Genomic DNA, 15,560 nt, shown 5'->3' on the forward strand with positions numbered 1-15,560 from the left:
ACACCGGGGCGCGATTGTAGCGCGCGCGGACTCGCGGCAAGCCGGGCCCGGCGCGTTCAGTCGAGAGAAGCGAGCGTCGATTCGGTGGTGTCGACGACCATGAGGCCAGCGCGCAACCCTGGCTTGACCTTCGGATTCGGAAACACGATGCGCTCTTCATCGTGCGACACGCGATAGCGATATTCGCCGTCACGCGCGAGTTCGGTGCCCGCCGCAAACGCGGTGAAGTTGGGCACATCGCTCGCGACGTTCAGCACGAAGTGCTCGCTTTGCTTGTCGATCTGCGCGACGACCGTGAACACGCGCAAGGGCGCATGTTCCGCGTTCGCTTCGCCGGCGATCAGGCGGCGCAATGCCGCATCCGATGCCGCGAAGCGCGCGAGATCGTTCTGGCCGAACGGCCGCACCTTGCCCAGCTCCAGCGTGCAGGCGAGCGCGCCCGCTTCCTGAGCCGTGAAATGCGTGAAGGTATTGCCCTTCTCCCGATGCAGCAGCACGGCTTGCAGACGCGCATCGCGCAGCCAGTCGAACATCGCGCGGGCGAGCGGCGCGCCCGTGTGCGGCAACAGCGCGAACTGCTCGAACACCGATGCGCGGATCGCCGTATGCATATCGATGTGCCACTTCGGATGCGCGGCGGCAGCGAAGAATTCGAGCGCGGCGCGTTCGAGTTCGCCGGCGCGCGGCGCTTCGCGGCTCTGCTCGAAACGCGCGTGGCGCCCACTGAACAGGCGATTGAGGTCGTCGTCGAGATAACGATCGCCCGCGCGCATCGCACCGATGTTGCCGAGCACGACGAGCACGCGCGCGGCAAGCGCCGCGCGGCCACGCGCGATATCCGCGACGAGCGAGGACAGCATCTCGATCGGCGCGGTTTCATCGCCATGAATGCCCGCCGATACGAGCACGCTGTGCGTCGGTTCCTGCGCGGGTTCGAGCAACAGCACGCCTTCGCCTTGCCACGTCCAGCGCACGCCCGAAGCCGTCGTTCCCGACGTTGCGTCAGGACGCTGATCGGCGAGCGTGAACGTCAGAAAGTCGTCCAGAAAATCAGCGCTGGAAGTCATAGACGGCACCGAGTCCGAGGATGGTCGTCAGTTCGTCGAGCGCCGCGCGCGATTCGGCGAGCAGCTTCGGATCGGCGAGATCGGCGGGTGCGAGACGGTCGCGATAGTGCCGGTCGATCCACGCGTCGAGCTGCGGGAAAAGCGCGTCGTTCATCCAGACGCGCGAATTGACCGCAGCGTGCTCGGCATCGTCGAGCACGACGCGCAGGCGCAGGCACGCCGGGCCGCCGCCGTTCTTCATGCTCTCGCGCAAATCGAAGACGAGCACTTCGTCGATCGGCGTCTTGCGCGACGCGAGCGAATCGAGATAAGCCGCCACGCGCGCGTTTTCGCGGCATTCCTGCGGCACGATCAGCAGTTGCCTGCCGTCCGTGGCCGAGAGCAACTGGCTGTTGAAGAGATACGACGAGACCGCGTCTTCCACGCTCACTTCGCTTTCCGGCACTTCGAGCGCGGTGAACGGCGTGCCTTGCGCTTCGAGCTTCGTGCGCAATTCGTCGTAGACCTTGTGCTGATCGACGAACGCGCGTTCGTGGCAAAAGAGCGTCGTGCGATTGCCGACCGCGATCACGTCGTTATGAAACACGCCCGCGTCGATCACGTCGGGCGATTGCTGCGCGAACACGGTGGCATCGCCGGAAAGGCCGTGCAGACGCGCGACCGCGCGGCTCGCTTCGAGCGTCTGACGCGCGGGATAGCGCTGCGGCTGCGGCCCCTGACCGTACTCGCTCTTGCCATACACGAAAAACTCGACGCCCTTCGCGCCGTACTCACGCGCGAAGCGCGTATGGTTCGCCGCGCCTTCGTCGCCGAGCGCGGGCGTGCCGGGCAGCGCGTGATGAATGCGGAAGCGGGCTTCATCGGCGAAGATCGCGGCAAGCGTGCGCCGCGTTTCGCCATGCTCGATCGCACGATGCAGCTTGGCCGCGAGATTCGCGGGCGTGAAATGCACGCGGCCGTCTTCGGTATCCGCCGACGGGCTCACGGTCGCGGCATTCGCGGTCCACATCGCCGATGCGGAACTGGCGGCGGCGAGCAGCTCGGGCGCTTCGCGGGCGGCGCGGGCGATCACGCTGGCGTCGTCGCCGGAAAAGCCGACATCGCGCAACAGCCTGATCGACGGGCGTTCCAGCGGCGGCAGCACGCCCTGCTGAAAACCGAGGTCCGCGAGCCGCTTCATCTTGCGCAAGCCCTGCTTCGCGGCGGCCTTCGGATTCGCCACCGACTTCTCGTTGCTGCGCGACGCGACGTTGCCGAATGAAAGTCCCGCGTAGTTGTGCGTCGGGCCGACCAGCCCGTCGAAGTTCGCCTCGTATGCTTTCGATGCCTGCATCATGAATCCTTGTCCTTAGAACTGAAGCCCCGGCGATACGCTCGCGGGCATCTGCAACTGCTCGCTTTCCACCGATGCCATCGGATACGAGCAATAGTCCGCCGCGTAATACGCGCTCGGCCGCTGATTGCCCGAGCGTCCGATGCCGCCGAACGGCGCCGCCGACGACGCGCCGTTGGTCGGCCGGTTCCAGTTGACGATGCCCGCGCGGATCGTGCGCTGGAAATGCTTCCATGCGGCTTCGTCGTCGGCGAGGAGACCTGCGGAAAGGCCGTACGCGGTGTCGTTCGCGCGCTCGATCGCTTCGTCGAAGGTCTGGTAGCGCGTGACCTGCACCATCGGGCCGAAGTGCTCTTCGTCGGGCACGTCGCGCGCGTGGGTCACGTCGAGAATCGCGGGCGACACGAAGCCCAGATTCGCCGCGCGCTGCGCCATGTCGAGCGCCGGTTTCGCTCCGGCTTCGATCAGACGCGCCTGCGCATCGACGAGACGCGCCGCCGCGCGCGCCGAAATCACGGCGCCCATGTACGGCTGCGGTTCGTCGTCGAATCGGCCGACGCGGATGTTCGCGCTCACCTCGACGAACCGCTGCATGAAGCGCTCGCCGAAGGCATCGTCGGGAACGAAGAGACGGCGCGCGCACGTGCAGCGCTGCCCCGCCGACAGAAACGCCGACTGGATCGTGTGATGCACGGCTGCGTCGATATCTTCGACGTTCGCGACGACGAGCGGGTTGTTGCCGCCCATCTCCAGCGCGAGCACGATCTCGGGACGGCCGCCGAACTGCCTGTGCAGCAACGTGCCCGTGTCCGAGCTGCCGGTGAAAAACAGTCCGTCGATATGCCGGTGATTCGCGAGCGCGACGCCCGTATCCTTCTCGCCCTGCACGAGATTGAGCGCGCCCGCGGGCAATCCGGCCTGAATCCACAGTGCGAGCGTCGCGGCCGCGACGCCGGGCGCGAGTTCCGACGGCTTGAACACGACCGTATTGCCCGCGATCAGCGCCGGCACGATATGTCCGTTCGGCAAGTGCCCCGGAAAGTTGTACGGCCCGAACACGGCGACGACACCATGCGGACGATGCCGCAACACCGCGACGCCATCGGCCATCGGCGCGCGCTTTTCGCCGGTGCGCTCGTGATACGCCTGCACGGAGATATCGACCTTCGCCGCCATCGACGCCACTTCCGTGCGCGCTTCCCACAACGGCTTGCCCGTTTCGCGGCCGATCGCGTTCGCGAGCGCTTCCTTGTTCTCGTTCAGAAGCGACGCGAAGCGTTTGGCGATCGCGACGCGCTCATCGAACGAAAGCGCGGACCACGAGGCGAACGCGCGCCGCGCCGACGACACCGCGCGATCCACGTCTTGCGCCGATGCGCTTTTGCCTTGCCACACGATTTCATCGGTGCCCGGATTGCGCGAGGCGAACGCCGCGCCGTGGCCTTCCTGCCAGTCACCGCCGATATACAACTGGTTCGAAATTTCCATGTCGTCTCTCATTCACTTTGCGCGCGGATACGATGTCAGCACGCGCACCTGATCGCCTTCGTTCACGCGCAATGCAGCCGCTTCTTCCGATGTCAACGTAAAGCAGCCATCGACGACCGCGCCTTTCGTCGCGCCGCAGCGGAAGTCGTCGAGCAGCGTGTTCGATACGAGGCTCTTCGCGTCGATTTCCGGACGATCCGAACCGATCGCAACGCGCGCCAGCACGCTCTCGCGCACCGTGCGCAAGTCGGCCGTATGGCATTCGAGCACCGGGCCGGCATCGAAGATATCGACGTGATTTTCGTAGCGCAGCCCTTCCGCTTCGAGCATCTTGCGCGCGGGCGTCGTGTCTTTGTGCGTGACGCCGACCGCGCGTTGCGCGGCATCGGGCAGCAAGTCGAGATACACCGGATAGCGCGGCATCAGCTCGGCGACGAACGACTTCTTGCCGTGCGAGCTGAGGTAATCGGCTTCGTTGAAGTCGATCTGATAGAAGTGCGAGCCGACCGCGTTCCAGAACGGCGACTCGCCGTTCTCGTCGAAATGGCCGCGCAATTCCGCGCACAAACGCTGCGGAAAACGGTCCGTGAACTGCGCGATGAACATGAAGCGCGAACGCGACAGCAGCCCGCCCACGCCCGCCGTGCGATAACGCGGGCTCAGGAAAAGCGAGCACACTTCCGCGTAACCGGTCAGATCGTGCGAGATGTTGAGCAGCGACATGCGCGTCCAGACGCCCATGTCCTTGCTCGCATGCACGACCGTCGACACGCGATAGTTATAGAACGGCTGCTCCAGCCCGACTTCCGTTTCGATGCCGCATACGCCCGCGACGTCGCCCGTCGCGGTGTCTTCCATCACGAAGAAATAGCCTGCTTCGAAGGCTTGCGCGTCGCCTGAAAGCGTGCGGCGCGCGCGTTCGACGCGGGCCGCGAGCGCATCGCGATCCGGCTTGAACGTGGTCAGTCCCGGACCCGTTTCCTGGGCGAGCGCGACGAGCGCGTCGACATCGCCCGGCTGCGTGCAACGCACGACGATCATTGCAATTCTCCCGATGCCTGATGCAACGGCACGCAACGCACCGTGTCCTTGTCCTCCACGCCGAGCGCGGCGCGCGCGGCGGCGCTCAGTGCGGCGCCGTCGGCGCGCGTGCCCGCGAGCCCGGCGACGATGCAGCGGAATTCATGCGCGCCGCCCGCCGCGACGATATACGGCGTACCGTTTTCGGACGCGCCGTCGCGCACCGTGCGCAATTCGCTCGAACTCGCCGATGCGCTCTTGTCGACGGCGATCGTGAGCACCGGGCCCGCATCGAAAATATCGACGAAACGGTCCGGCTCGAAGCCTTCTTCGAGATGAATGTCGTACGTGAGCAGCGTGCCTTCGTTCGGCTCGCCGAGCACGCGCTGCGCATCGCCGGGCAGCAGCGGCACGTAGAGCGGATAGCTCGGCATCACTTCCGCGATGAACGTGCGGCTGCGCCCGCCCGATTCCGATTCCACCTGCTCGAAGTCGCGGCCGAAGAACTTGCGTCCGACCGCATCCCAGAAGGGCGACGCGCCGGCATCGTCGGTGACGCCGAGCATCAGCGAAAAGACTTCGCTCGTGAAGCGCTTGCGGTTCGCCGCGATGTAGATCATGCGTGCGCGCGACAGCAGATGCGCCGCCGCATCGTTCGCTTCGTCGCGCAACGACGGATCGATGTAAAAACCCGTCAGGCGGCTCTTGCCTGTCAGTTCGTGCGACATCGTGAGCGCGTGAATCTTGCGATTCACCTTGAGCTCGCGCGACGCGTGAATCAGCGCGTCGTTGCGAAACGCGTAGAACGGCTCCGAATAGCCCGCCGACGCGACGATGCTCGACGTGCCGAGCAGCCTGCCCGTTTGCGCGTCTTCGAGCACGAAGAGATAGAACTCCTCGCCGGGAAATTCGACTTCGGCGCGAAACGAGTCTTCCGACAGCGCGACGCGCGTTTCGAGCGCGCGCCGGTCGCGCGGCAGCGAGTGCAGCACGGGAAGCGCCGCGCGCGCCATGCGTTCGAGCTCGTCGAGATCGGAGAGTCTTGCGGGACGGACGAATAGCATCATCGGGTCCTGGTCGTTACTTGACGGCAGCCGCGCCGACGACCTGCTCGATCGCCCGGCCGATGCGCGCGAAGCCTTCGTCGAGATCGGCCATCGGCATGATGAGCGACGGCGCGAAGCGCAGCACGTTCGGCCCCGCGATCAGCATGATGACGCCGTTCGCCGCCGCCGCATTGAGCACGTCCTTCGCGCGATCCTTGTAGGCGTCGCTCAGTTCCGCGCCGATCAGAAGTCCGCGTCCGCGAATCTCCTTGAACATGCCGAAGCGCTCGTTGAGACGTTCGAGATGCGCCTTGATCGCGCGGCTGCGCTCGTTCACGCCTTCGAGGAGCTTCGGATCGCTGATGAGTTCGACCACCTTCTCCGCGATCGACGCGCCCAGCGGATTGCCGCCGTACGTCGTGCCGTGGACGCCGACCTTGAAATGCGCGGCGATGTCGTTCGTCGTGAGCATCACGCCGATCGGGAAGCCGTTGCCCAGCGCCTTCGCGCTCGTGAGGATGTCGGGCGTCACGCCGTACTGCATGTACGCGTAGAACGTGCCCGTGCGGCCGACGCCGGTCTGCACTTCATCGAAAATGAGCAGCGCGCCGTGCTTGTCGCAGGCTTCGCGCAGGCCCTTCAGGAACGCGGGATCGGCGGGCAGCACGCCGCCTTCGCCCTGCACCGGTTCGACGATGACCGCGCACGTCTTCGGGCCGATGGCTTCGAGCGCCTTCGGCAGATCGTTGTACGGCAGATGACGAATGCCCTGCGGCTGCGGGCCGAAGCCTTCGGCATATTTCGGCTGGCCGCCGACGCTCACCGTGAAGAACGTTCGGCCGTGGAACGACTGCGTGAACGAGATGATCTCGATCTTGTCCTCGCCGTGATTGTCGATCGCGTAGCGGCGCGCGAGCTTCAACGCCGCTTCGTTCGCTTCCGCGCCCGAGTTCGCGAAAAACGCGCGGTCGGCGAAGGTCAGATCGGTCAGGCGTTTCGCGAGCCGCAACACCGGCGCGTTGGTGTAACCGTTGCCGATGTGCCAGAGCTTTTCACCCTGCTCGTGCAGCACTTTCAGCAGTTCGGGATGACCGTGGCCCAGCGCCGTCACCGCGATGCCGCCGGCGAAATCGACATAATCGCGGCCTTCGGTGTCCCACACGCGCGAGCCGCGGCCCCGGTCGGGCACGAAATTGGCCGGCGCGAACACCGGCACCATTACTTCGTCGAACGTACCGCGATTCACATTGATGTCGGTCATGAGCCACTCCTCGTCAGGTTCTTGCATCAGGTTCGATATTAGGCAATCGCGCGCATTCCGTCTTGCGCGTTCGCGACATGCTTCGATGGCGTTTTTTCGCCGCGCTCAGGCGCGCTCGGGCGGCTCGATCAGCGCGCCGCCGCGCGGTTCGTCGATGGCTCCGCCGCGCTGCTTTTCGATCCAGTTGCGGCGCTCCTCGCGCGGCGTCACGCCGAAGCGGTCGCGATACGCATTCGAGAAATGCGCCGCCGATGAAAACCCGCACGCGAGACTGATCTGCACCACCGATTTGCTCGTGCGCTGCAACTGCGTGCGCGCCTTCGTCAGGCGCAGATTGAGGTAATACTTCGACGGCATCGCGCCGAGATACTGGCGGAAAAGCCGTTCGAGTTGCCGCCGCGAAATGCCGACGAGATTCGCGATTTCATCGGTGGCGAGCGGATCCTCGATGTTCGCTTCCATCAATTGCAGCGCGTCGTTCAGGCGCGGATGACGCTCGCCGGGCGCGGTGACGAACGGAATGCGCTGACGCTCCGTGCCCGCGCGCAACATGCCGATGCCGAGCGAATCGGCGATGCGCTCCGCGAGATCGGGGCCGTGATCGCGGGCGATCATCGCGAGCATGAAGTCGACGCTCGCCTGGCCGCCGGAGCACGTGGCGCGGTCGCGGTCGATTTCGAAAATCTGCTGGCTGACGATGGCGCGCTCGAACTGCTCGGTGAATTGCTGATACGTCTCCCAGTTCACCGCGACGCGATATTGCGCAAGCTGCCCGGCCATCGCGAGCCACCACACGCCGTGATGGACGCCGGAAACGAGCGGCGTGCGCGGCGCGACGCGCGCGAGGCTCGCGAGAAAGAGCCGGTAATCGGCGAACTGCTGATAGCGCTCCGACACCACGATGAGCCAGTCGCAACGCACGGCGTCGTTGAACGCGCAATCGGCCGGGAGTTGCGCGCCGCCCGACAGCGGCACGGGCCGGCCGTCCCAGGAACAGATGCGCCATTCGTAGAGACGATGGCCGTCGATCTCGTTGGCGAGAGAAAGTGTGTCGATGATCGGCCCGATGCCGCTCATCGACATCGGCGGGAGCGCGACGATCGCAACCTGCAGCGGCGCGCCTGCCACGTTATTTCAGGCTGCCCGAGAGAAACTGGCGCAGACGCTCGCTCTTCGGCGCGCTCAGCACTTCGGCGGGCGCGCCCTCTTCTTCCGTGCGGCCCTGATGCAGGAACATCACGTGGTTCGACACGTTGCGCGCGAAGCCCATCTCGTGCGTGACGACGATCATCGTGCGGCCTTCCTCGGCGAGCTTTTGCATCACCTTCAGCACTTCGCCGACGAGTTCGGGATCGAGCGCGGACGTGGGTTCGTCGAAGAGCATGACGTCGGGATGCATCGCGAGCGCGCGCGCAATCGCGACGCGCTGCTGCTGCCCGCCCGACAAATGCGACGGATACTGCTTCTCGACGCGCGGCGGCAAGCCGACCTTCTCCAGATAAGTGCGCGCGCGGTCTTCCGCTTCCTTCTTCGACACGCCGAGCACGTGGATCGGCGCTTCCATCACGTTCTCGATGGCTGTCATGTGCGACCAGAGATTGAAATGCTGGAACACCATCGCGAGCTTGGTGCGCACGCGCTGCAACTGCTTGTGATCCGCGACTTCGAGATTGCCGGCGCGGTCGGCCTTCGTGCGCACGGCTTCACCGTCGACGATGATCTGCCCCGCGTTCGGCCGCTCCAGAAAGTTGATGCAGCGCAAAAACGTGCTCTTGCCCGAGCCGCTCGCGCCGATGATGCTGATCACATCGCCCGCTTTCGCGGCGAGCGAGACGCCCTTCAGCACTTCGTTGTCGCCGTAGCGCTTGTGAATGTCCTCGGCGACGAGCTTGGTCGCGACGTCTTTGGCGGTTGGCTCCAACGCTTTCTCCTCGGGTGATGACAGCGGCTGCTGCATGGGTTCGAATTCTACCGCTCAGGCGCGCCGCGCCGGACGCGCCGCGCCCGCCGGCCGCAGATACGCGAGCCAGCGCTGCTCCGCGCGCCGAAATGCCGCGACGAGCACGAACGAGATCGCCACGTACAGGAGCGCCGCGATGCCGAACGATTCGAACGATTGATAAGTGGCCGAATTCGCATCGCGCGCGACCTTCAGGATGTCCGGCACGGTCGCGGTGAAGGCGACGGTCGTCGCGTGCAGCATCAGGATCACTTCGTTGCTGTACAAAGGCAAGGCGCGGCGCAGCGCCGACGGCAGGATCACGCGGCGATACATCGTGAACGTGCTCATGCCGTAGGCGCGCGCGGCTTCCACTTCGCCGTGCGGGATTCCGCGGATCGCGCCCGCGAAGATTTCGGTCGTGTAGGCGCAGGTGTTCAGTGCGAAAGCGAGAATCGCGCAATTGAAGCCGCTCTTGAAAAACGCTTCGAGCAGGGATTGCGTGCGCACGAATTCCAGGCTGTACATGCCGGTGTAAAGCAGCAGCAATTGCACGTAGAGCGGCGTGCCGCGAAACACGTACGTGTAGATGCGCACGGGCGTCGAGAGCCAGCGATTGCGCGACACGCGGGCGCAGGCAAGCGGCACCGCCGCGCAAAAACCGAGCGCGATCGAGGCCGCGAGCAGCCACAACGTGACGACGAGCCCCGACGCGCGCATGCCGTCGGAGTAAAGAAACGGACGCCAGTATTCGGCGAAGATCTGGATCATGGCGGGTCGCTCGCTGGCGTGGGTCAGAGTTCGGCGTGCCGCACGCCGATCGAATAGCGCTTTTCCAGCGCCATCAGCACGAGATTCGACGCGCTCGTGATCGCGAGATAGATCAATGCAGCGATCAGGATGAAGAAGAACATGTTGAACGTGCTCTTGCCCGCGTCCTGCGCGGCTTTCACGACATCGGCGAGACCGATGATCGACACGAGCGCCGTCGCCTTCACGAGCACCTGCCAGTTATTGCCGATGCCGGGCAGCGCGAAGCGCATCATCTGCGGAAAGAGAATGCGGCCGAATACGCGCATGCCGCTCATGCCGTATGCGCTGCCCGCTTCCAGTTGGCCGCGCGGCACCGCGAGAAACGCGCCGCGAAACGTTTCGGTGAAGTACGCGCCGTAGATGAAACCGAGCGTCAGCACGCCGGCCGTGAACGGATCGATATCGAACTGATCCCAGCCGAAGGCATCGGTGAGATTGTTCACCGCGATCTGGATGCTGTAGAAGAGCAGCAGCATCAGCACGAGATCGGGCACCGAGCGGATGAGCGTGGTGTACGCGGTCGCGATGCCGCGCAACGGCGCGTGACGCGACAATCTCGCGGATGCGCCCGCGAGGCCCAGCAGCACCGACACCGCGAGAGACAGCACCGCGAGCGCGAGCGTCTCCTTGGCGCCCGCCCAGAGGAGCGGGCCGAAGCCGTACAGGTTCAAGAGTCGCCTCCAGCGTCTTTCGTGTCGAATCGGAAAGAGACGGAGCGCGTCTAGCGATGCGCTCCGGCGGTTGGCGGCGATACTCGCAAGCGAAAATCAATCGCTCAATGGCGACGAACGTGATTTGCTGCAACGCAGCACGCGGACGGCATGAGCGGCGACGCCGTCATGCGCCCGCCCCGCAACGCTGCCCGCGCGCGACAGACAGGAAAACCCGAACACGCGCCGCGAACAAAATTTGCATTTTTCAGGTCGCATTTTCGATAGACCTTGCGCGTGCCTTCACGCGCGCGCGACGCCCCGCACGAGTTGCGCGACCTGTCCGTTCGCCACGGCGATCTCCGGGCTGTCCTGCAGCAAGGGCAGGAACTGCTCCGCGAAGACCGGATCGCGCGTGCCCGCGCTGAACATGTCGACGACCGCGTTCGCATGCGCGATGCGCGCGTCGGCGGTGGCTTCGTCGTCGTCGAGCACGTCGTCGATGGCGGCGATCAGCGTCGAAAGCGGCGTGAGCCAGCGATACGCCGAACCGTTGATCACGATCTGCAGGAACTCGCCCGGCGACACCGGACCGAACTCGGCCTCGTGGCGCAGGCGCAGATGCGCGAGCACGCTGCGATGAAGCGCGAGCAGCGGATGCCGGACGTCGCGCAGGAAAGCGGTGGCTGTCGGGTCGTTCATGATCTGGCCTCGTCTGGAAACGACATAGTTGAGGACGATTCGGGATCGATCAAGCGCCGCGCGTCCTGCCCGCATAGCGGATGAATTCGGCGGCGGAAAGCGGCGCGGAGAAGAGCCAGCCCTGCCCGAACTGCGCGCCGCGCGCCAGCAGATACGCGGCCTGCTCCTCATGCTCGATGCCTTCGGCGACCACCTGCACGTCGAGCGTCACGGCCATGTCGATGATGTGCGACGCGACGCTGCTCGACGCCGCATCCTGCCCGACCGTATCGACGAAGGACTTGTCGATCTTCAGGCCGTCGATGCGAAAGTTCTGCAGGTGCGAAAGGCTCGAATAACCGGTGCCGAAATCGTCGAGATAGACGGCGTGGCCCGCTTCCCGGAACGCGCTGATGACTTCCTTGGCGGCATCGGCGTCGAGAAAGCTGCGCTCGGTCGCCTCGATGCGGATTTGCGCCGGGTGCACGCCTTCGCGCGCGATCGCCGGGCCGAGCACGTCGAGAAAACGATGCGTCGTGAGATCCTGCGCGGAGAGATTCACCGACACGTAGTACTCCGGGTAGCGCCTGAGAAAGTCGCCGAGTTCCAGCAGGATCGTGTCGAGCACCTGATCCGTGATCGCCTGGATCAGCCCGCGATGCTCCGCGAGCGGGATGAAATGATCGGGCCGCACGATGCGGTCGTGGTACTTCCAGCGCACGAGCGCTTCGGCGCCGACGCAGCGCCGCGTGGCGAGATCGACGATCGGCTGATACGCGACGATGAACTGATGCCGCCGCACCGCGTCGCTCAACTGGCCGCGCGGCGACAGCCGGCGCACGAGGAAGAACGCCGCCCAGCTTGCGAACACGAGCCCCGCCACGACGCCGCCGAGCAGCCAGCCCCACGGCAGCATGCGCAGGCGTTGATGCAGCGTTTGATGCGGCGCGCTCACGACGACCGCGAGCGGCATCGACACGGAACGGCGCACGACGTACGGCGAGCCGTCGCGCACGGGCGGCGCGGTGCGATACACGGCGAGGATGGCGCTGGCGTCGGTGGCGGGCGTGGTCGCGATCACGCGGCTCACGTCCGTGTTGATGATGGCGACGCCGCTCGCGACGTCGTCGTTGGCATCGAGCGTGTCGACGTAGAGCGAAGGGTCGGCGGCGACGTAGAAGCCGTTGCGGCCCATCACGAGCGACGACTTGCCGCCCGGCAAGCGCGACAGGCCGTACCACGCCATCATGCCGTCACGCGAGCGCCAGTCGGGCGGCGGCAGCGTGAGGCCATCGAGCACGCCCGCCGACACCGCGCCGAGCAGCGACGAGCATTGCCAGCGGCCATCGTGATCGTAGGCGCCGGCGTCGCGCACCTGCTCGTGCGTGAGCGCGATGCGCCGCAACTCCTTCAGATACGGCGGCGAGCAAGGCGTCGCCGCGACCTTGCCGATTTCCCCGAGCGCGCCCGAAAGCCGTCGCGTCACGTCTTCGGCGCGGAAGAGCGCGGCCTTGGCGACCGTGTTCAGACGCTCGGTCTCGTCATGCCGCTGGCTGCGCTGCGCGAACAGGAAGCCGATCCCCGCCGGCGCCAACGCCGCGATTATCACGATGACGATCAGAAGCGCCGCCAGCGCACCACGTTGAATTTTGTTCATTGCGTGTTATGGACCGCGGCGCGAGGCATGTCGCGCACGCGTTTTTCGTTCCCTGCTCGGCTGCGTCGGCTCGTGTCGCGCCGCTCTTGCGAGAGTCTCGGACAAACGACCTAGTGTAGAGGCCGCGTATCGCCCGATTCAACGTTTTCTTTGCCCGAAAACATACCCTTTTAGTGGGCTTCCGCACGGCTCGCAGGCCCTTTTTTTGCCGTCCGCGCGCCGTGCGAGAATGGCCAGACCAGAAACGGCGCTTTCCTTGTATCGAACGAAGATTATGACCTCACACGATTTCCCGCGTCCGCTCGTGCGCGACGCCGCGCCGGGGGACTTCGACGCCATCGCGCGCATCTATTCGCACTACGTCGAGCACGCGCTCGCGACCTTCGAGGAAATCGCGCCTTCCGCCGACGAGATGCGCGCGCGCCACGCGGCGATCGCGGCGGCGGGCCTGCCCTATCTCGTCGCCGAACTCGACGGCCGGCTGGCGGGCTATGCGTATGCGTCGAGCTACCGGGCGCGCTCGGCGTATCGCCATACGATCGAAGATTCGGTCTACGTCGCCGACGGATTCGGGCGCTGCGGCATCGGCCTCGCGCTGCTCACGGCGCTCATCGAGCGATGCGAACGCAGACCGTGGCGGCAGATGATCGCGGTGATCGGCAACAGCGGCAACGCGGGATCGATCGCGCTGCATGCGCGGCTCGGCTTCGGGCATGTCGGCGTGCTGCGCGACGTCGGCTTCAAGCACGGACGATGGGTCGACACGGTGCTGATGCAGCGCGCGCTGGGCAGCGCTTCAGACGTCGCGGCGTGACCGGCCGCGCCGAGCGGCTATGATTCGATATTTGCTTCCTGCGCATTTTCCGCTTTGCCCACGTACACCCTCGCCTCTCCCGTCAGCGCCGAAATCGACATCCGCAAGAGCCGCTTCATCGCGCTCGCGCTGCCGGTCGCGAACCGCGACGAAGCCATGCGCGAACTCGAACGCCTGCGCGCCGAGCATCCGGCCGCGACGCACGTTTGCTGGGCGCTGCTCGCGGGCGGTCAGTCGGGCATGTCCGACGACGGCGAGCCCTCCGGCACCGCCGGCCGGCCGATTCTGGAAGTGCTGCGGCATCACGAAGTCGATGGCGTGCTGGCCGCCGTCGTGCGCTACTACGGCGGCATCAAGCTGGGCGCGGGCGGCCTCGTGCGCGCCTATACCGATGCGATCGCAAGCGCGATGCAACTGGCCGAGCGCATCGAACGCATCGAGCGCGGGTTGCTCGGCATCGACATCGATTACGCCGACGAAGCGCGCGTGCGCCGCTGGATCGAACAGCACGACGCCGAACTCGTGCAGAGCGAATACGGGATGACCGTCCGTCTGGTCGTGCGCATGCCCGCCGCCGCGCGCGAGCCGGCCGCCGCCGAACTGCGCGATCTCACCCATGGCCGCGCGGGCGTCGAGGTTCAGGCATGACCGACGACGCGCCGGGCGCCTTCGCGATGGTCATCGAGCCGGCCGGCCATTTCGTCGCGGTGAGAGACGGCGTCACGCTGCTCGAAGCGGCGTTGCGCGCGGGTTTGTCGCTGCCGCGATCGTGCCGCAACGGCACGTGCCGCGCGTGCCTGTGCCGGCTCGTCGATGGGCGGATTGCCTATCGCGTCGAATGGCCGGGACTCACGGCGGAAGAAAAGGCCGAAGGATGGATTTTGCCGTGCGTCGCGCTTGCGCTATCGGACGTGACGATCGATCAGCCCGACGCGCGCGAAGCCGCGCCCGATTCGCGGCCTGTCCGGTCGCGCGGCTTCTGAATCCGGGTATTACGGGATTGTCGTCTCGATTCAACGACCTACGATGTGATTCCCGAGTCCGCATCCGCACGTATTCGTAGAAAGTGCGTGCAGGGCGACTCTCAAAAAGTGTACAATTGCGTTTTGCCCTAATTTCTGGCAGGGCCAGATCAACCGAGATTTCAATGACTAAAGTACTGTTGAAAGAGAACGAGCCTTTCGACGTCGCCATGCGTCGTTTTCGCCGTACCGTCGAACGCACGGGCCTGATTCAAGAGCTCAAGTCCCGCATGGCCTATGAAAAGCCGACCACCGAGCGCAAGCGCAAGAAAGCTGCTGCTGTCGCTCGCCTGCGCAAGCAGATCCGTCGCGCGCAATTGCCGAAAAAATTCTATTGATCGACGCGGGGCATCGCGCCCTCGTTTGTTTGCGTAGGATCGGCATCGCAGCCTGAGATCGATCGGGTCGCGGTTTCGCGCGCAGGTCGCGTGAAAGCTCGCGGATCGGCGCACTTTGAGTTGCGCCCCCGTCGATTCAAGTTGGCAAGATCGCACAAGCCTGCATGAGTGAAAGCTCATGCAGGCTTTTCGTGTTTGGGGACGCGTTTTTGAGGTGGAGATCGGCCGCTTGCTCTCTGGATTGAGAAAGCGCACGCAGAAAAGCAAAAAGCCCGGATAAACCGGTAATGCCGTTCAGTTAAGGTCTTTTCTTAGATAGCGAACGGTGTACCGTTTGGGGCGGGATTTGACGACCCGGTCGCATGCGCGTCCGGGTCGTTTTTCGTTGGGCAGAGACTTGAGCCTTTCGCGCAGACGCTGAAGGCAGGCGG

At 65.2% G+C, this 15,560-nt stretch carries 16 protein-coding genes and 1 pseudogene; 4 read left to right on the top strand and 13 right to left on the bottom strand.

All coding sequences use genetic code 11. The features are described from left to right. Positions 1 to 56: 56 nt before the first annotated feature. The 12 genes from astE to NOV72_RS30720 all read right to left on the bottom strand — a co-directional run bounded on the left by astE (position 57) and on the right by NOV72_RS30720 (position 12,955). Positions 57 to 1,067, bottom strand: a complete 1,011-nt coding sequence (gene astE, locus NOV72_RS30665; protein ID WP_106858266.1) for a succinylglutamate desuccinylase — start codon at positions 1,065 to 1,067, stop codon at positions 57 to 59. Then, on the bottom strand, positions 1,051 to 2,403 hold the full coding sequence (astB, locus tag NOV72_RS30670) for an N-succinylarginine dihydrolase (protein ID WP_106858267.1): 1,353 nt from the start codon (positions 2,401 to 2,403) through the stop codon (positions 1,051 to 1,053). The genes astE and astB overlap by 17 nt, the downstream gene beginning before the upstream one ends. A 12-nt stretch (positions 2,404 to 2,415) precedes the next feature. Beyond that, positions 2,416 to 3,888: a succinylglutamate-semialdehyde dehydrogenase gene (gene astD / locus NOV72_RS30675; RefSeq protein ID WP_106858268.1), complete on the bottom strand. Its 1,473-nt coding sequence runs from the start codon at positions 3,886 to 3,888 to the stop codon at positions 2,416 to 2,418. Between the two features lie 12 nt (positions 3,889 to 3,900). Then, positions 3,901 to 4,929: an arginine N-succinyltransferase gene (gene astA, locus NOV72_RS30680; protein ID WP_106858269.1), complete on the bottom strand. Its 1,029-nt coding sequence runs from the start codon at positions 4,927 to 4,929 to the stop codon at positions 3,901 to 3,903. Further along, on the bottom strand, positions 4,926 to 5,972 hold the full coding sequence (gene aruF / locus NOV72_RS30685; RefSeq protein ID WP_106858280.1) for an arginine/ornithine succinyltransferase subunit alpha: 1,047 nt from the start codon (positions 5,970 to 5,972) through the stop codon (positions 4,926 to 4,928). Before aruF ends, astA begins: the two co-directional genes overlap by 4 nt. Positions 5,973 to 5,988: 16 nt before the next feature. Then, a complete protein-coding gene (locus NOV72_RS30690) occupies positions 5,989 to 7,215 on the bottom strand; it encodes an aspartate aminotransferase family protein (RefSeq protein ID WP_106858270.1) in 1,227 nt (408 codons plus the stop codon). Positions 7,216 to 7,320: 105 nt separating this feature from the next. After that, entirely contained in the window at positions 7,321 to 8,298 is a 978-nt protein-coding gene (locus tag NOV72_RS30695; protein ID WP_245933222.1) for a GlxA family transcriptional regulator, read from the bottom strand. Between the two features lie 46 nt (positions 8,299 to 8,344). Then, positions 8,345 to 9,172 carry an ABC transporter ATP-binding protein gene (locus tag NOV72_RS30700; RefSeq protein ID WP_245933220.1) on the bottom strand — a complete coding sequence of 276 codons (828 nt, stop codon included), beginning with the start codon at positions 9,170 to 9,172 and terminating at the stop codon, positions 8,345 to 8,347. Between the two features lie 18 nt (positions 9,173 to 9,190). Further along, positions 9,191 to 9,925 (bottom strand): ABC transporter permease, encoded by a 735-nt coding sequence (locus NOV72_RS30705; protein ID WP_106858271.1) that lies wholly within the window; start codon positions 9,923 to 9,925, stop codon positions 9,191 to 9,193. A 23-nt stretch (positions 9,926 to 9,948) separates the two neighbouring features. Continuing rightward, positions 9,949 to 10,638 (bottom strand): ABC transporter permease, encoded by a 690-nt coding sequence (locus NOV72_RS30710; RefSeq protein WP_106858272.1) that lies wholly within the window; start codon positions 10,636 to 10,638, stop codon positions 9,949 to 9,951. 282 nt (positions 10,639 to 10,920) lie between these two features. Beyond that, entirely contained in the window at positions 10,921 to 11,319 is a 399-nt protein-coding gene (locus tag NOV72_RS30715) for a hypothetical protein (protein ID WP_106858273.1), read from the bottom strand. Positions 11,320 to 11,368: 49 nt separating this feature from the next. Beyond that, a complete protein-coding gene (locus NOV72_RS30720; RefSeq protein ID WP_106858274.1) occupies positions 11,369 to 12,955 on the bottom strand; it encodes an EAL domain-containing protein in 1,587 nt (528 codons plus the stop codon). A gap of 274 nt (positions 12,956 to 13,229) precedes the next feature. Here NOV72_RS30720 and NOV72_RS30725 point away from each other — a divergent pair, with 274 nt between their 5' ends. From NOV72_RS30725 to rpsU, 4 genes are all read left to right on the top strand, one after another. Next, the gene (locus NOV72_RS30725) at positions 13,230 to 13,769 is read left to right on the top strand and encodes a GNAT family N-acetyltransferase (protein ID WP_106858275.1); all 540 of its coding nucleotides are present in this window, start codon (positions 13,230 to 13,232) and stop codon (positions 13,767 to 13,769) included. 54 nt (positions 13,770 to 13,823) lie between these two features. Further along, positions 13,824 to 14,417: an IMPACT family protein gene (locus NOV72_RS30730; RefSeq protein ID WP_106858276.1), complete on the top strand. Its 594-nt coding sequence runs from the start codon at positions 13,824 to 13,826 to the stop codon at positions 14,415 to 14,417. Further along, positions 14,414 to 14,752 carry a 2Fe-2S iron-sulfur cluster-binding protein gene (locus tag NOV72_RS30735; protein ID WP_106858277.1) on the top strand — a complete coding sequence of 113 codons (339 nt, stop codon included), beginning with the start codon at positions 14,414 to 14,416 and terminating at the stop codon, positions 14,750 to 14,752. The genes NOV72_RS30730 and NOV72_RS30735 overlap by 4 nt, the downstream gene beginning before the upstream one ends. A gap of 164 nt (positions 14,753 to 14,916) precedes the next feature. Beyond that, a complete protein-coding gene (rpsU, locus tag NOV72_RS30740; RefSeq protein WP_006999077.1) occupies positions 14,917 to 15,129 on the top strand; it encodes a 30S ribosomal protein S21 in 213 nt (70 codons plus the stop codon). A gap of 294 nt (positions 15,130 to 15,423) precedes the next feature. On the opposite strand, the pseudogene NOV72_RS32935 reads toward rpsU, so the two are convergent. Further along, a pseudogene (locus tag NOV72_RS32935) lies at positions 15,424 to 15,560 on the bottom strand (IS4 family transposase); the annotation flags it as partial.

It is taken from the genome of Caballeronia novacaledonica, from assembly GCF_900258035.1.
Lineage (GTDB): Bacteria > Pseudomonadota > Gammaproteobacteria > Burkholderiales > Burkholderiaceae > Caballeronia > Caballeronia novacaledonica.

Bases quoted from the DNA above. Each gene is read 5' to 3' on its own strand.
- astA (WP_106858269.1), bottom strand. From the start codon at position 4,929: ATGATCGTCGTGCGTTGCACGCAGCCGGGCGATGTCGACGCGCTCGTC.
- astE (WP_106858266.1), bottom strand. From the start codon at position 1,067: ATGACTTCCAGCGCTGATTTTCTGGACGACTTTCTGACGTTCACGCTC.
- astD (WP_106858268.1), bottom strand. From the start codon at position 3,888: ATGGAAATTTCGAACCAGTTGTATATCGGCGGTGACTGGCAGGAAGGC.
- astB (WP_106858267.1), bottom strand. From the start codon at position 2,403: ATGATGCAGGCATCGAAAGCATACGAGGCGAACTTCGACGGGCTGGTC.
- aruF (WP_106858280.1), bottom strand. From the start codon at position 5,972: ATGCTATTCGTCCGTCCCGCAAGACTCTCCGATCTCGACGAGCTCGAA.
- NOV72_RS30700 (WP_245933220.1), bottom strand. From the start codon at position 9,172: ATGCAGCAGCCGCTGTCATCACCCGAGGAGAAAGCGTTGGAGCCAACC.
- NOV72_RS30725 (WP_106858275.1), top strand. From the start codon at position 13,230: ATGACCTCACACGATTTCCCGCGTCCGCTCGTGCGCGACGCCGCGCCG.
- NOV72_RS30695 (WP_245933222.1), bottom strand. From the start codon at position 8,298: ATGTCGATGAGCGGCATCGGGCCGATCATCGACACACTTTCTCTCGCC.
- NOV72_RS30720 (WP_106858274.1), bottom strand. From the start codon at position 12,955: ATGAACAAAATTCAACGTGGTGCGCTGGCGGCGCTTCTGATCGTCATC.
- NOV72_RS30735 (WP_106858277.1), top strand. From the start codon at position 14,414: ATGACCGACGACGCGCCGGGCGCCTTCGCGATGGTCATCGAGCCGGCC.
- NOV72_RS30690 (WP_106858270.1), bottom strand. From the start codon at position 7,215: ATGACCGACATCAATGTGAATCGCGGTACGTTCGACGAAGTAATGGTG.
- NOV72_RS30705 (WP_106858271.1), bottom strand. From the start codon at position 9,925: ATGATCCAGATCTTCGCCGAATACTGGCGTCCGTTTCTTTACTCCGAC.
- NOV72_RS30715 (WP_106858273.1), bottom strand. From the start codon at position 11,319: ATGAACGACCCGACAGCCACCGCTTTCCTGCGCGACGTCCGGCATCCG.
- rpsU (WP_006999077.1), top strand. From the start codon at position 14,917: ATGACTAAAGTACTGTTGAAAGAGAACGAGCCTTTCGACGTCGCCATG.